At 71.4% G+C, this 15725-nt stretch carries 12 protein-coding genes; 1 reads left to right on the plus strand and 11 read right to left on the minus strand.

The genetic code is table 11. The features are described 5' to 3' along the window. Window position 1: 1 nt before the first annotated feature. The 11 genes from tssK to BLT64_RS08100 form a co-directional block, all read right to left on the minus strand. On the minus strand, window positions 2–1336 hold the full coding sequence (gene tssK, locus BLT64_RS08050) for a type VI secretion system baseplate subunit TssK (RefSeq protein ID WP_011748731.1): 1335 nt from the start codon (window positions 1334–1336) through the stop codon (window positions 2–4). Between the two features lie 11 nt (window positions 1337–1347). Further along, on the minus strand, window positions 1348–1821 hold the full coding sequence (gene tssJ, locus BLT64_RS08055; protein WP_011748730.1) for a type VI secretion system lipoprotein TssJ: 474 nt from the start codon (window positions 1819–1821) through the stop codon (window positions 1348–1350). Then, complete coding sequence (gene tagH, locus BLT64_RS08060) at window positions 1818–3053, minus strand: type VI secretion system-associated FHA domain protein TagH (protein WP_011748729.1); 1236 nt, start codon at window positions 3051–3053, stop codon at window positions 1818–1820. The genes tssJ and tagH overlap by 4 nt, the downstream gene beginning before the upstream one ends. Continuing rightward, window positions 3053–4090, minus strand: a complete 1038-nt coding sequence (gene tssG / locus BLT64_RS08065; protein WP_011748728.1) for a type VI secretion system baseplate subunit TssG — start codon at window positions 4088–4090, stop codon at window positions 3053–3055. Before tssG ends, tagH begins: the two co-directional genes overlap by 1 nt. Then, window positions 4054–5916, minus strand: a complete 1863-nt coding sequence (gene tssF / locus BLT64_RS08070; protein WP_011748727.1) for a type VI secretion system baseplate subunit TssF — start codon at window positions 5914–5916, stop codon at window positions 4054–4056. Before tssF ends, tssG begins: the two co-directional genes overlap by 37 nt. Continuing rightward, window positions 5916–6662, minus strand: coding sequence for a type VI secretion system baseplate subunit TssE (locus BLT64_RS08075; RefSeq protein WP_011748726.1), 747 nt, complete (start codon window positions 6660–6662; stop codon window positions 5916–5918). The genes tssF and BLT64_RS08075 overlap by 1 nt, the downstream gene beginning before the upstream one ends. A 25-nt stretch (window positions 6663–6687) precedes the next feature. Further along, a complete protein-coding gene (locus BLT64_RS08080) occupies window positions 6688–7176 on the minus strand; it encodes an Hcp family type VI secretion system effector (RefSeq protein WP_011748725.1) in 489 nt (162 codons plus the stop codon). Between the two features lie 144 nt (window positions 7177–7320). Next, a complete protein-coding gene (gene tssC, locus BLT64_RS08085) occupies window positions 7321–8835 on the minus strand; it encodes a type VI secretion system contractile sheath large subunit (RefSeq protein WP_011748724.1) in 1515 nt (504 codons plus the stop codon). Window positions 8836–8838: 3 nt separating this feature from the next. Then, window positions 8839–9381 (minus strand): type VI secretion system contractile sheath small subunit, encoded by a 543-nt coding sequence (gene tssB, locus BLT64_RS08090; RefSeq protein WP_011748723.1) that lies wholly within the window; start codon window positions 9379–9381, stop codon window positions 8839–8841. 57 nt (window positions 9382–9438) lie between these two features. Further along, window positions 9439–10623, minus strand: coding sequence for a type VI secretion system protein TssA (locus tag BLT64_RS08095; protein ID WP_049792333.1), 1185 nt, complete (start codon window positions 10621–10623; stop codon window positions 9439–9441). Between the two features lie 76 nt (window positions 10624–10699). Next, complete coding sequence (locus BLT64_RS08100; RefSeq protein WP_011748721.1) at window positions 10700–12805, minus strand: serine/threonine-protein kinase; 2106 nt, start codon at window positions 12803–12805, stop codon at window positions 10700–10702. Between the two features lie 172 nt (window positions 12806–12977). On the opposite strand from BLT64_RS08100, the gene tssH reads away from it, so the two are divergent. Further along, complete coding sequence (gene tssH, locus BLT64_RS08105) at window positions 12978–15725, plus strand: type VI secretion system ATPase TssH (RefSeq protein WP_011748720.1); 2748 nt, start codon at window positions 12978–12980, stop codon at window positions 15723–15725.

Genomic DNA, 15725 nt, shown 5'->3' on the forward strand with positions numbered 1-15725 from the left:
CCTATCTGCTGACCGCGTAGCAGTCGATTTCGGGTTCGCGGTCCAGCTTGCCGGACACGCCCAGCACGAAGCCCGGCGAGGCTTGCAGCCGTGCCCAGTGCTCGGACTTACGGTCCAGCTCCAGGCACAGCCGGTCGCCGTCATAGGGGATCTCGCGCGGCTGCGAATGCAGCGGCCGCAGGGGAATGCCCGGCAGGCGCGAGGTCCACAGCGTCTCGAACTCCTCGGCCGCGCCCACGGTGACCTGGCGGGTGAAAAGCTGCATCAGCCCCTCGTCAGACATGTCCGAGCCGATGCGCAGCACGATGCGGCTGTTCTGCAGGATCTCGGGATTGTCGATGCGCACCTTCCAGACGTTCTGCGCGTGACGCGCGACCGGCAGGGCGCGGGATTTCGGCTCGACATGACGCAGGGACAGGATCAGCGAGCGCAGCGCATCCGCCAGCGCGGCGAAACCCGGCTGCGGGTCGGCATGATCGTAATCGGGCAGCGGCGACAGCCGCCGGGTCGAGGAACCATAGGTCGCCATCCGCCCCGCCAGCTCGGCCAGGTCGGCGAAAAGCTCGGACGGGTGCGCAAGGTTCTGCGCGAGCAGGTGTTGCAGCCTTGGCCGGGCGGCGTTGGCCAGCTCCAGGATCAGCAGGTTCTCGACCGAGCGGCCGCCGCCGCCCAGCACCATGCCGCCCTGCGCCTCGATGATGCGGTCCAGCCCGGTGACCAGTTCCTTGAGCAGCCCGGCATACCAGGGCACGGCGGCCAGCGTCAGCGCGGGGGGCAGCCAGCCCTCGGCCAAGGCGACCCGGCCGTCGGCGGCCAGCCCCTCGATCCCGGCCAAGGGCAGGGTGACGGCGCCCTGCGTGGCCTCGCCGGGCAGGAACAGCCGGGTCGAAAGCCGGGCGATCTCGACCTCGGCGGGCTCGGTGCCGCCGCGGATCTCGTCGCGCAGGCTGGTCCATTCACCGCGCCAGCGCGCGCCGCCCGGCTCGGCATGGGCGGGATCGACCGCCGCCGTGCCGGGCTGGCGCGGCGCCACGCCCAGAAGGACCGCGCCGGCGGGCGTCGCGCGGCCGACCGCGACCGGCGGCGGCGCCGGGCTGTCGGCCGGGATGCGAAAGGCGGTGCCGTCGGGGAACAGCCCCTCGGCCTCGGCGATGGCGACCTGCCCGGCCTCCAGCGCCGAGGGGTCCAGCCGCAGCGCGACAAAGCCCCATGCCTGCCGCGGCCGCGCCCGCAGCAGCGCGCGCAACTGGGCCGCGGCATGGCGGTCCTGCTGCTGGAAATGCTGCGGGCGCAGGAACAGGCCCTCGGACCAGAAGACGCGGCTGCCTTCGGTCATGCGCTTTCCCTTCAGGCTGGTGTCATCGTGACGCCGCCCGGCCCGGCGGTGACGGTGAAGCTGGCGGTGCCGGTGGGCGAGACGGCGGCCTTGGCGCGCGTGGTCTTGCCGGCCGGGTTGCGATAGCCGGCGACCACCGCCACCGCGGTCGTCGCCGGATCCAGCACCAACGCCTTTTCGGCGCTGCTGCCGGGCGCCAGGGTCACCGTCTCGGCCTTGACCAGATCGGCCCCCAGGGCGGTTGCTGGATCTTGCAGCGCCAGCGGATCGGCGGCGTCGAAGCCGGCGGTGCCGCGCAATTGCAGGATGTGCAGCGTCAGCGGCCGGTCGCTGCCGTCGGGGCCGGGATTGACCCCGGCCGAGGCCGACATGGCCAGGTTGACCGAGCCGGGACCGGTCGGCCCGCCGCAGGCCGCGGTCAGCGCCAGCGTTCCAAGCCCGGCCAGCGTGGCCCGGCGCGTGAGGATGGGAAGGATCGTTGTCATGGCTCGCTCCTGTCAGGGGTTTCGTAGGCATCGCGGAATTCGGCGCCGACCTCGCCCAGGAAGCGGTCCTCGGCGGCGCGGGCGATCTCGGCCCAGCGGGCGGCATAGGCGTCCCAAAGCAGCGCCGAGCGCCCGCCCGCCAGCAGCGCCCGCAGCAGCCCGGCATCGGCCAGCTGCGCCTCGATCGCCTCGGGCGAGAAGCGGTCGATCATGCGGCGCAGCGCGGCCTGCAAGCCGTGCCAGCTGCGCATCCGGTGGTCGGCAAGGTCGCGGAACGCCTCGGCGATGGCGTCGTCGGGGTCCAGATAGCCCGACCCGCGCGGCGCGATCAGCGCGGCCACCTGTTCGTCGGGCATGGCAAGGAATTTCAACGGGTTGACCTGTGCCGCGCCCAGCGTGGTGCGGGCGACGCGCAACGAGCCCTTTTCCTCGGCCCGCGCGCGCAGCAATGCGACCAGCCCCTCGGCCAGCATCCGGTAGCGGCGGCCAAGCGCCTCGATGTCGACACCTTCGACACTTGCCGGGTCCAGCCCGGCGCCGCGCAGGAAGGCGGCGGCCGCGTCGGATGGCGGCTGCGGTTGCGGGGCGGCAGGGGGAGGGGAATCCGGCAGAGCGGCTGACATGACAGGCACGGGTTCGGGCCGGGGCGGCGATGCGCCCGCCGGTCCCCAGCTCCAATCGTCGCCCGCCTGGGGCGGCGTTGCAGGCGGTGCGGCGGGCAGCGGGTCCAGCATGAAGGGATCGTCGAAGCCCGGCGGCGGCGCGGGCGGCGGTTGCGGGGCGAAACGGCCGGTCGTGCGCTCGAAGGGTTCGGGCAGTTCCAGCGGGCGCGGCGGCGGCGGCGGTGCCGGATCGCGGGGCGCGAAGAACGGGTCGATCCCGATGCCTTGGTCGGGTGCCGCCGCTGCCTGCGCCCCGGTCTCGACGGTCACGCCCAGAGTGACGTCGCCCAGCCGCAGCCGCATTCCGTCGCGCAGCGCGGCGCTGCGGCCCGGTCCCAGCGGCTCGGCCGCCCCGTCGAGGAACAGCCCGCCGGTGCTGGTATCGGTGACGGTCCAGCCCTCGGCCGTGGCCTCGACGATGCAATGGCGGCGCGAGACGAACATCTCGGGGTCGTCGATCTGCCAGTCGCAGCCCGGCTCGCGCCCCAGCTCCGCCCGGCCGCTGTCCAGCCGCAATTCGGTTTGGGGCTGGGGAACGGGGCTTGCAAGGATGGTGAGGCGCAGGGTCATCAGGCGGCCTGCCTTTCATCCAGCGGCAGGCGCAGGTCGTCGCGGTCCCGCCCCGCACCCCCGCCCAGCCAGCCGGTCTGTCCCAACGCCGGCCCCAACCCCAGCGTGGGCGCCGGCACCTCGGGCGCGGCCAGCACCAGCCGCAGGTCGAAGCCGATCTCTTCGCCCATGACAAAGCGCAGCAGGCGGCGCAGCGCCGCCCTTGCCGGCCCGTCCTCGATCAGCCTGCGGTATTGCGCAAGCGTCAGCGGGCCGACGACGATCTCGGCCCGGGCCTGCGGCTGATAGGCCCGCGGACCCAGCATCGCGCCCCGGCCCAGCCCGGCATGGGTACGGCCGAGTCGGCTGGCCAGGGTGGCGGGGATCTCTTGCCAATACGGCACGAATTCCGCCACCCGCACCGGCGCGTCCAGCAGGTCCGACAGCAGCGCCGCCAGCGTCTCGGGGCTGCGGATCTGGCTGGCCAGCCCGGTGGCGTGGCGCAGGGCAGGCGCGGGATCGTCCAGCGCCTCGGCGGTGCCGGGCAGGCCGAGGCCGGCCAGCGCCGCGATCATCGCCGAAAGCCTGCCCTCGCGCCCGTGATCGGCGGCGATGGCGGGCTGGGCCTCGGCAAAGGCGCGATAGTAAAGCGCCATCATCCGGTGCTGGAGCAGGTTGCAGAACTCCAGGAAGGCGCGATCCGCCCCCGGTTCCGGCAGGGCGGAGCCGGCGAACCAGCGTTCGGACATGCGTTCCAGCATGCGGCGGCTCAGATGCAGCGGCATCGGGCCTTCGGGGCCGAAAAGCCCGGTGATCTCCAGCGCGATGCGGGCGGGGGCGTCGCCTTCGGCGGGGCTGAAGCGCGCGACCTCGCAGGCGGCGGGGCCCAGGCGGATTTCCTGCCCCAGCCGCGCGGGCTCCTGCTCGGGGCCGCCGGCATGGCCGAAGCGGCGGCCGGGCGATTCCAGCCGCCGCATCAGGGCGAAGGCCTCGATGCCGGCGGGTGGGGGCGGGTTCCCCGTCAGATCCGGGCGCGCAGGCCGGGCCGCATCGGCCATGACATCTCCTCCTGTTTCTGGACAAGGCGGGTGCGGGTGCGCACGAAGGCGTTGACCGAGGCGTGCCGGGCGAACAGCCGGTCGAGCAGCGCCGGCAAGAGCAGCCGGCTGGCCCCGGCCAGCGGGGCCTCGTCGATCTCCAGCGTGATCTCGGTGCCGCGGCCGAGGGCCAGCGGGCCGGGCAGCTCCAGCCGCTCGATCACCGGGCGGCTCGATACTGCGGCGACGGCGCGGGCGTGGCGGGCAAGCCGCGGATCGCCGCGATCGGCGTAAAGCGCCAGCAGCGCGCAAAGCGGTGCGCCGTCGCGCCCGGCCTCGGCCAGCGACAGATGGCCCGAGGCAAGCTGCGCCACCAACCGCCAGGTCAGGTCGTCCAGGCCCGCGGTGCCGCCCTGGCCCGCCTGCGGCGGCGCGCCTGCCAGTGCTGGCTGGGGTCGGCGCATCGGGCCCAACAGATCGACCCGCATCACCGGCTCGCCGCCCTCGGGGGTCAACCGCGGCGTGTCGTCCAGGATCGGCAGGTCGCGATTGGTGCAAAGCGCGCGGATGTCCAGCCGGTGCGGCATCCGCCCGTCCGCGCGCGAGACCGAGATCCACAGGTCGTGCCCGGCATGGGAGCTGCGCATCTGGCCGCGCCGGATCTCGTCGGTGGCCGGGCGGCGGGGGCGGCGCTCGGTCCACCAGACCGGGCCGGCATGGCGCGGCGCCTCGGGGGCATGGGCGGGACAGAGCAGCCCGTCCTGCCCCTCGCGGTCGGCATCGGCGACGCGGATCAGGCGATAGACCTCGAAATCGCGGGTGCGGGCGCGGTCGGGATGGACCGGATGCGCCGTGGCCCGCGGATCGAGTTCGACGAAATTGCACTCTTTCTCGAACAGGTTGACCAGCGGCGTGGCGAACAGCCGGAAATCGTCCCGGCCCAGCCCCTCCAGCAGCGGCTGGGGGCGGGCAAGCGGCAGGGCAAGCTCCAGCGTCACGCCTTCGCCGCATTGCCGGGCGGCGGGCGCGAGCCCGTCCAGCCGCAGGTAGTGAAAGCGTTCCGGCATCAGGAAATAGTCGCGCAGCAGCCGGAAGCCCTCGAAGCTGCGGCGCAGGCGCGGGGTCAGCCCCTCGTCGTCGCCGGTGCCCACCAGGTCGGGCCGGGCGAGGGGAAGCGCGACCGCCCCCGGCCGGGCGGGCCGCGCCAGCGCCCCGAGGCCGCCGCCGAAGATCGCGTCGAACAGCGCCCCCGCCCGCGCGCTGCCGGCAAAGCACAGGTCGAGCCGGTCCAGCGCCAGCGCCGACAGCGCGGTCGGTCCCGTCGCGTGCAGGCCGATGCGGATGCCCGCCTCGGCCCCCGGCGCGGCAAGGCCCGCGGCGGCCAGCGCGCCAAGGTCGGGCAGGTAGTCCGCCGTCCCCAGCGCCAGCGGCCAGAGCGTCACCGCCTGCGCGGTGGCATAGGTGGCGCGGGTGGCCAGCCCTTCGCGCACGGCGGCGGTGAAGCGGCTGCCGCGCGGCACCGGATGCCCGCCCGCCATGGCCTGCACCTGCGGGCCGGGTTGCAGCACGCCGATGCCCATGGCCGGCCCCGGCGCGGCCAGGTCGGGCCAAAGCGCGTCCATCACCCCGGCGGTGAGACGCTGGCCCTCGGCCTCGACCTTCATCCGCGTGCGGGCGGCCAGGAAGGCCACGCCCTCCAGCAGCCGCTCGACATAGGGGTCGGGGCAGGGCACGGCGTCCAGCGACAGGTTGCGCGCCACGTTGGGATGCAGGGCGGCGAATTCGCCGGCCAGCACCCGGATATGGTCCAGTTCGGCCTCGTAGGCGGCAAGGAAGGCGCGGTCCATCAGCCCTCCTCCAGCACCGTTGCGGCGGCACCCGTGTCCAGGTCGATGGTGGTCAGCAGCCGCAGCCGCTCGGGCGCCGGGGCCATCAGCAAAAGCCCCTCGATGTGCACGCGCAGGCCGACACGGGTGCCGGGCTCGACCGCGATGCGGATGGTGTCGCGGCGCAGGCGCGGCTCGAACACCGCCAGCACCTCGCGCAATTCGCGCGCCAGCGCCTCGTGGTCGAAATCGCCCGCGCGCCGCCCGGCAAAGGCGGGCACGCCGTAATTCAGGACCGAGGCACGGACATGGGGAAAATCGGCCAGCATCTCGGCCGGATCCTCGGCGCCGCCGGCGATGCCGGGGGGCGCGGCGCGGCGCTCGGCCGGGGTCAGCAGATAGCGCACCTCCAGCCGCTCGATGCCGAACAGATCCTCGATGTCGCGGCGCACCGCCTCGCGCAGCACGTCCGGGGTGACGAGGATGCCGCGTTCCTGCAAGGCGGCGTGGCGGGCCTGCAATTGCGCCAGCGCCGCGAGTTCGCGCGCCTGGTCGGCGTCCAGCCCGTCGCGCCCCTCGCCCGACAGCAGCGCCTGCAAGCGCGCGGCGCCGTGGCGGGCGGTCAGGGCCGCCTCGCGCCGGGCGATCTCGGCCGACAGTGCGGGCAGGTCGTCGATCAGCCGGTCCCACAGGCTGGGCTGCACCTCGTCGCGCCGCGCCTGGAGGGGCACGGAGGTGCGGGGGCGGTCGGGGGCGGGGCTGGCCATGGCGATCCTGCGCGCATCCCGGCGGTCACTTGGCCGCCATCAGGTCGTATTCGACCTCGTGCTCGTCGCCTTTCGAATGGTCGTCGGCCTGCACGACATACTTGATGGCGATCTTTTCGAACGAGAGGCTGATCTGCTCGGCGATCGTGTCGATTTCCGGGGCGGGCTGGCTCTGGCTCATCGAATAGGACGAGACGAGGCAGTTCGTCATGGTGATCGTCAGATAGTCCAGATGCGCCTCGCCCGAATCCTTGCGGACGGTGAAGACCATGGTCTCGAAGGCCTTGCCCTGCATGCAGGCCAGCGCCAGATAGGGCGAGGCGGCGTCATACCATTTGTAAAGCGTCAGGTCGCTGACGGTGGCGCGCCCGCGCACGCGGCCCGACCCGGTCGCGGCCGAGCTTTTCTGCTCGGCCTTCAGGTCGGCGCCCCAGATGTCGATTTCGCCTTCGTGATCGGCCCGACGCGATTCGCCGTCGATGCCGTCGATCTTGAGGTATCCGGTGAAAGCCATCTCGTATCTCCCTGTTCGGCCTGTTCGGCAAGCCGGGTTTCAGACATGGCGGGGCCCCTCGGGGCCGCGTCAGGGGCCGCGCGCGTCATGGGCGCCCGCCGGCCCGGTGCCGCAGGGGCCGGCGCGGCCCCCGGGCAAAGCGCGTCACGGCCCCTTGACCGAGGGCAGTTCCGAGACCAGCCGCAGCGAGGCGTTGATCCCTTCCAGCTGGTAATGCGGGCGCAGGTAGAAGCGGGCGGCGTAATAGCCGGGCCGGCCCTCGACGCTGTCCACCTGGACCTCGGCCTTGGCCAGCGGGCGCTTGGCCTTGGCCTTGTCGTCGGCCATGGCGGTGTTTGCCAGCACATAGCGGTTGATCCATTCCGACAGCCAGACCTCCATGTCGGCGCGTTCCTTGAAGGTGCCGATCTTGTCGCGGGCGATGGCCTTGAGGTAATGCGCGAAGCGGCAGACCGGCAGCAGATAGGGCAGGTTGGCTGACAGCCGCTCGTTGGCCTGGGCGTCGGGATCGACCAGCCGCCCGGCGCGGGCCTCGCAATCCTGCAAGGTCTGCGCGCCCAGGAATGCCGCGACATCGGTGTTCTTGCGATGCAGGATCGGCATCAGCCCCAGCTTGGCCAACTCGTGCTCGCGCCGGTCGTCGATGGCGATCTCGGTCGGGCATTTCATCACCACCGAACCGTCGTCGCTGGGGAAGGTATGCACCGGCAGGTTGGTGACCGCGCCGCCCGATTCCACGCCGCGGATCTGGCTGCCCCAGCCGTACAGCTTGTGGCTGCGGTTGATGTTCACCCCCATGGGAAAGGCCGCGTTCATCCAGACGTAATGGTCGTGCCTGCCGTCGATTTCCTCGCGGAAGTCGAAGCCCTTGACCGGGATGGTGTCCGGCCCATAGGGCAGCCGCGCCAGCACGCGCGGCAGGGTCAGGCCGATATAGCGCGCATCCTCGCTTTCGCGCAGGCTTTGCCAGGCCGCGTAATCGGGCGAGGAGGTGACCATCTTCAGGTCCTGCGGATTGGGCAGTTCCTGCCAGCTTTCCATGCGGAACAGCCGGGGCGAGGCCGCCGCGATGAAGGGCGCATGGGCCGAGGCGCAGATCCCCGACAGGTTGCGCAGCAGCCCCACGTCGCGCGGATGGTGGCTGAATTCGTAATCGCCGACGATGCTGCCGAAGGGGGCGCCGCCGAAGCTGGAATATTCCTCGGTATAGAGCTTGCGGAACATGGGCGACTGGTCCCACATCTGCCCCTCGAAATCCTCGAGCTGGTCGGCAAGCTCGTCCTTGGTGATGTTCAGCACCCGGATCTTGAGCATGGTGTCGGTTTCGGTGTTGTTCACCAGATAGTGCAGCCCGCGCCAGCTTCCCTCCATGCGGCGGATCTCGGGGGCGTGCAGCACCTCGTTCATCTGCGCGGTCAGAAGTTCGTCGATGCCGGCGATCAGCGACTTGATCGAGCGCACGGCATTGCCCGAGATCGTGGCGCTGCCGGCCTTTTCGCGGGCGGCAAGGGCCAGGTTCGCGACCAGTTCGCGCAGCTTGGCGCTGTCGTCCTGTTCCTTGACGCGGAAATCCTTTTCCAGAAGCGTGCCGAATTCGTCCAGATCGACGGCTTCGGCTTCGGGTGCGGCCCCGGCGCCCTTGAGTTCCTGTTCGGCCATGGCTCAGCCCTCCGTCTCGTCGCTGCCGGGGGTCACCGCCTGCTCGGCGACGCGGGCCAGCAGCGGTTCGTCGTTCAGAAGCTGGGCGATGCGCTTTTCGGCGCTGGCCTTGCCGTCCATATAGCTCAGCAGTTCCTCAAGCTTGCGGCGCATCTTCATCAGTTCGGCCAGTTCGGGGACCTGCTCGGCGATGCGGTCGGGGGCGAAATCGCCCATGTTGCGAAAGGTCAGGTCCACGAACATCTCTTCCTCGCCGGCCTCCTCGCCCTCCTTGCGGGGCAGGCGGTTCGGGATGCGGGCGGTGACGCGGGGCGAAAGCGCCTCCATGAAGGCGGGAAAGCGGCCGGCATCCACCTCGACGAAGGATCGTTCGGCGGGCGGTTTCTGCGCCTCGCGCGAGGTGGACTTGCCCGCCAGATCCGCCATCACCCCCATGACGAAGGGCAGTTCGATGGTGGTCGGGCTGCCGTAATGCTCGACGTCATAGGCGATCTGCACCCTTGGGGCGCGATTGCGTTCGATTACCTTGGCCTTGCTCTCGCTCATCGCGGGTTACTCCCTGTCGCGGCGCCATCCGGCGCCGGCCCCGATTGCGCCCTGCCGTCAGCGTCCCTTGTCCTCGGCCACTCCGGCGACATTGCGGAATTCCTTCATTCCTCCAGGCGCCAGTTCCTCCATCAGTTGCAGGAAGTTCATCGGCACCATCTTCTTCATCCGCCGCGCCAGATGCGGCAGCGGCGAGGCAGGTTCGTTGCGGTCGTAGAAATCGATGATGAGGTCGAGACAGGTCTCGACCTCGGCGCGTGTGGCCAGCCTTGCCGGCAGGCCCGCTGATACGGACGCGAAGGGAACGGCCGCAGGTGCGGGCATCGGGGCGGGGGGCGCCGCGGGTGCGTCGGTTTCCGCCTGCGCCGCCGGCTGCGCGGCATGGCTGAACTGGGCCTGCGGGCTGGCCAGCGTCGCCGCCATCCGCTCCAGCAGCCGCCGCAGCGCCGGAAAGCGGGTCGGCGGGTCGTCCCCGATGCGGGCGGCCAGGGCCGTTTCCAGCCGGGCGAGCGCCTCCAGCGAGGCGGCAAGCCCTGCCTCCAGCCCCGCCACCGCCTCGGGCTCCATGTCGCGCGAGGCGCGGCAGGCGGTCAGCACCCGCGTCACCCTTGCGTCATGAAGCGCCGCGCGCTCGGCCTGTTCGGCGGCGGAAAGGCCGGTCGGCCCCTCGGCGGCCAGGACCGAGGGCGTGACCGTGCCCGCCGCCAGATCCCCGCCCGAGACCACCGGCAGGCCGCGCGGGGCAAGCATGGTATTGAACTCCAGATCGCCCAGGATCCCCGCATCGGCATTCTCGATCTGGTAAAGCGCGTTGATGCGGCGCAGCGCGGCTTCGCGCACAAGCTGGCCTTCCCGCAAGGCGGGGTGCAGGTGGTCCCACCAAGTCTCCAGCGTGCCGGCCAGCAGGTCCAGCCCCTCGGCCAGTCCCTCGGGGCCGCGCATGTTGGTCATGATCCGTGCCACGATGACCAGCAGGCGCAGGTCGCGGCCGGTCTGGGCCAGCGCCTCGGCCTCGTCCAGCAGATGCGCCCAGTCCAGCGCCACGTCGCCGGTATTGCCCTTGGCCAGCTGCTCGGCCCGGGTCGCCCGAGAGGCCCCGTCCAGCGCCCGCGCGAGAGCCAGAAATCTCATGTCGTTGCGAAGATCCGATCCGGCGGAATCCGGCACGGAAAGCGGGGCGAGAAACATAGGAGAAACCTTCTCAAAGGCCACATTATGTTCTTCTCGGAATGGGAAAATCATCTCACGGACCGAGGCTTTGCGCAATGAAATCCTGCGGATCGGCCGATATGCCCTGACCGTGGGAACAGACGAGCCGTCAGGGTCGCAGGTCTAGGATGCGATGGGTGGCGGCCAGAATCAGGTCCGGCCGGGCCGCGCGGCGTGCCGCCAGCGCCTCGGCAAAGGCGGCGGCGGATTCGTCGCCCGGGCGGCGTTCGTCGAAAAGCGGGCCGCGGGTCACGAAGGCGAAGATCCCCGCCTTGCCGAAATCGCGGTCGTTGACGCGAAAGGCGATGCGCCCCTGGCCCAGGCCGGGATCGTCGGCAGGCCACAGCACGCGCACGCGGCGCAGCGTGCCCTCGGGCCGGCCGATGCGGTCCAGCCGGGTTTCCTGGTCGCCGGCATTGGGCAGCACGTTGAAGACCTGGCCGGTTTCCTCGACCGCGACCCAAAGCTCTGCCTCGGGCGTGGCCGCCAATTCGGCGGGGATCAGCACATCGGCCACCGGATTGTCGCCGGGCCGATAGATCCCGGTCAGCGAGGGCTCGGGCCGCTTCGCCTCGGCCAGGCGGATGCCGATGCCGCCCTCGGGCAGGTCCGAGGCCGCGGCGAGGATCCTGCAGAGCGAGGGGCTGAGCGTCTCGACCTCCAGTCGCAGGGTGCGGTCGCCAAGCGCCGGGCGCAGCGTCTCGGCCAGCGCCGTGGCGGCGGCTGCATCGGGCAAGGCGCCGCGGATCGTCACGCCGGCGCCGGGCGGGGCGCCCCCTTGCGGCAGGTCGCTGGCCAGCGGGCCGCAGCTGGCGGCATGGGCCAGCAGCGCGTCCAGATCGGCCGGCATCAGCAGGGCGGGGGCGGCGGCCAGCCGCGCCACCAGTTCCATGCCGGTCGCCTGCGCCCATTCGGCCAGCCGGGCGGCGGCTGCGTCGCGCTCGGCCGGGGTGGCGGCGGTGCCGGTGACCTCGGCGCGCATGTCGGTGACCAGAACCGTCCAGTCCTGCAGCCCTTGCAGTGCCGGGAAAAGCCGCTCCACCGCCTCGGCCCAGCCCGGTGTCGGCATGCCGCGCGCCGGGGACAGCGCGTCCGGCGGCGGATCGCCTCCGTTTGCGGCGGCGAAGGCGGCCGCGATTCGTCCGGCGCTGGCGGTATCCGGTGCCGGCCCGGCCAGCCGGGGCGCCTCGCCGCCCGCCGCCTCCAGCCGCCAAGGCTGGACCAGCGGCAGGTCGGGGACCAGCAGCGACCTTGCCGCGAAGAATCCGCCCGCCAGCACCACGGCCAGCACCAGCAGGATAATCCCTATCCGACCGCGCCCACCCCCTGCCCGACGCTGCTGCGGCCGCGGGGTGGCGCCCTTGCGGGCCGGCGCGGCCTCGGCCCCCTTCAGCAGCGCATCCAGCCGTGCCACCACCGCCGCGGCCGAGGGCGCGCGCTCGGCGATGCGCGGCGCCGAAAGCCACAGGATCAGCCCCGCAAGGGGCTCGGGCAGGCCGGTCACGTCCAAGGTCTCGGCCTTGCGCCGGATCATCTCGCCGGGCGTCGCGCCGGCAAAGGGCACCTCGCCCCGCGCCGCCGCCAGCAGCAACGCGCCAAGCGCATAGAGGTCGCTGGCCGGCTCGGCCTTGCCGTCGAACTGTTCGGGCGCGGCATATTCGTATTTGCCGGCGAACTGGTTGCCGACGACCGTATGCGCGCCGGCGGCGGTGTCCTTGGCGATGCCGAAGTCGATCACCGTCGCGCCCTCGACCCGGCCGTCGCGCAGGATCACGTTGTCCGGCGACAGGTCGCGATGCACCACGCCGCGGGCATGGGCGGCCACCAGCCCCTCGGCCACGCGATGCGCCACGATCAGCAATTCGCGCATCCCCAGCCGCCGCTCGGCCATCGCCTCGGACAGGGCCGGGCCGTCGATGAAGTCCATCACCAGGAAGACATGGCCCTCGGGCGTGCGCGAGCAGTCGCTGTAGCGCACCACGGCATCGTGCAGGATGTCGCGCATCGCCTCTTCGCGGCGCATCAGCTCCAGATAGCCCTCGTCGCCCGAGAATCCGGCCGAAAGCGCCTTGATCGCCACCACCCGGCCGGTGACCAGGCTTTTCGCGCGATAGACCTCGCCGGTGCCGCCGCGCCCCAACACACCCTCGACGGTCCAGGTGTTGTTGAGCACCTGGCCCTCGTGGAAGATGTCCCCCGGCAGGGCCGGGATCATCGCGGCAGTTCCTTTTGCGGCAGGTTGCCCATCGCCGGCTCCTTGCGAAAGGATTTCCGAAAGTCGCGGTTTTGCAATACACTTCCCTAGGGTCATTTTCCCCCCGAGCTTGCCCGTGGCAAGCCCGATTTATCGCTCCGGTTCTTTTGCCAGCTTCGCAAGGATGGCCAGGATGACGACCGTGACGCCCCGCGCCCCCGCCAGAGGTTCCAGAGAGACGGTCAAGCGCAAGGAGCTGGTCGGCCGGCTGGACCCGCTGTGCCTGCGGGCGTTTTCCGACGGCGCGCGCAACGCCAAGGCGCGCGGCAATCCTTATGTCGAGCTGGTGCATTTCATTGCCGCGCTGGCCGGGATGCCGGATTCGGACCTGTCGCTGATCGCCGCGGCGGCCGGGGTCGACGCCGCCCGGCTGGAGGGCGACCTGGCCCGGGCGCTGGACGCCCTGCCGCGTGGCGCCAGCGCGGTCGAGGAGTTTTCCGACCACATCTTTCACGCCATCCAGGAGGGCTGGACCCTGGCCGCGCTGGAGGGCGGCACCGATCGGGTGCGTTCGGGCGACATCCTGGTCGCCTGCCTCAAGACCCCGGTGCTGGAGGGGTTGCTGCTGCGCATCAGCCCGGAGTTCGGCCGCATCGACCCCGACCGCATGGCGCCGGACCTGCCCGGCATCCTGGCCGGCTCGGCCGAGGCGGAGGGGACGGCCCCGCCCGAGATGGCGCCGGCCAACGTGCCGAAACCGCCCGAGGGGGCGCTGGCGAAATACGCCACCAACCTGACCGAGCGGGCGCGGGCCGGCAAGATCGACCCGGTGGTCGGCCGCGACCCGGAAATCCGCCAGATCATCGACATCCTGATGCGGCGGCGGCAGAACAACCCGATCCTGACCGGCGAGGCAGGGGTGGGCAAGACCGCCGTGGTCGAGGGCTTTGCCCTGCGGCTGGCGCGCGGCGACGTGCCGCCGCAACTGGCCGCGGTCGATCTGTGGCTGCTGGACATCGGGCTGATGCAGGCCGGCGCCAGCGTCAAGGGCGAGTTCGAAAAGCGGCTGAAATCGGTGATCGACGAGGTGCAGGCTTCGGTGAAATCGGTGATCCTGTTCATCGACGAGGCGCATACGCTGATCGGTGCCGGCGGCGCGGCGGGAACGGGCGATGCCGCGAACCTGCTGAAACCCGCGCTGGCGCGGGGCGAGTTGCGCACCGTCGCCGCCACCACCTGGGCCGAATACAAGCAGCATATCGAAAAGGATCCGGCGCTGACCCGGCGCTTTCAGGTGGTGAAGGTCGAGGAGCCATCGGAGGCGGCCGCCGTCGAGATGCTGCGCGGCGTGGCGGGCGTGCTGGAAAAGCACCACCGGGTCGAGATCCTGGACGAGGCGATCGGGGCCGCGGTTTCGCTGTCGCATCGCTATATCCCGGCGCGGCAATTGCCGGACAAGGCGATCAGCCTTCTCGACACCGCCTGCGCCCGCGTCGCCGTCAGCCAGCACGCCACGCCCGCCGAGTTGGAGGATCTGGAGCGTCGCCTGCAGGCGCTGGAGATCGAGGCGGGCATCATCGCCCGCGAGGCCGCCATCGGGATCGACACGACCGAGCGCCAGGCCGCCAACGACGCCGCCCGCACCGCGACGGAGGCCGAGCGCGCGGCCGCGCTGGAACGCTGGGAGGCGGAAAAGGCGCTGGTCTCGGACATCCTGACCTTGCGGGCCGAGTTGCGCGGCGAGGGCATGGCACTGGACGAGACGGGGGCGAACGAGGCGGGGGCGGATACGGACGGCGCTGATAGGTTGCCCCCAGCCTCTGCGGAAACCGAGGCGGCCGACCCCCCCGACACCGCCGCGCGGCTGGCACTTTTGCGCACCAAGATGGCCGAACTGGCCGAAAGGCAGGGTGAGCGGCCCTTGATCCTGCCCTCGGTGGACCGGCTGGCGGTGGGGGCGGTGGTGCAGGACTGGACCGGCATCCCGCTGGGCCGGATGCTGGCCAGCCAGACCGAGCGCGCGCTGGGCCTTGCGGGCCTGCTCGCGCAGCGCGTCGTCGGTCAGGACCATGCCATGGCCACCATCGCCAGCCGCATCCAGACCGGCATGGCCGGGCTGGGCGCGCCGGAAAAGCCGATGGGCGTCTTCATGCTCTGCGGTCCCTCGGGCGTCGGCAAGACCGAGACCGCGCTGGCGCTGGCCGACGCGCTTTACGGCGGCGAGCAGAACCTGATTTCCATCAACATGAGCGAGTTCCAGGAGGCGCATACCGTCTCGACCCTCAAGGGCGCGCCGCCGGGCTATGTCGGCTATGGCAAGGGCGGCGTGCTGACCGAGGCGGTGCGGCGCCGGCCCTATTCGGTGATCCTGCTCGACGAGGTGGAAAAGGCCCATCCCGACGTGCACGAGATCTTTTTCCAGGTCTTCGACAAGGGGATGATGGACGACAGCGAGGGGCGGCGGATCGACTTTCGCAACACGCTGATCCTGATGACCTCGAATGTCGGCACCGACGAGATCATGGCGCTGACCGATGCCGGCCGCACCCGGGTCGAGATCGACAGCCTGTCGGCCGCGCTGCGCCCGCCCTTGCTGAAGGTGTTTCCCCCGGCGCTGCTGGGGCGGCTGGTGACGATTCCCTACCTGCCGCTTTCGGATGCGATGATCGAGGCCATCGCCGGGCAGAAGCTGGCCGGCATCGGCCGCAGGCTGGCCGCCGCGCATGGCGCCGAACTGGTGATCGGCGCGGGAGTCATGGAGCAGATCCGCGCCCGCTGCACCGAGGTCGAATCGGGCGGCCGCATGATCGACGCCATCCTGACCGGCGCGATCCTGCCCGAACTCAGCCGCCGGGTGCTGGATGCCAGGCTGGAAGGGCGCGGCATCGGCAGGGTGACGGTGACCGGCGGGCCGGACGGCTTCGGCTATGCGCTGGACTGA

The organism is Paracoccus denitrificans (assembly GCF_900100045.1).
In the GTDB taxonomy this organism is placed as follows: Bacteria; Pseudomonadota; Alphaproteobacteria; order Rhodobacterales; family Rhodobacteraceae; genus Paracoccus; species Paracoccus denitrificans.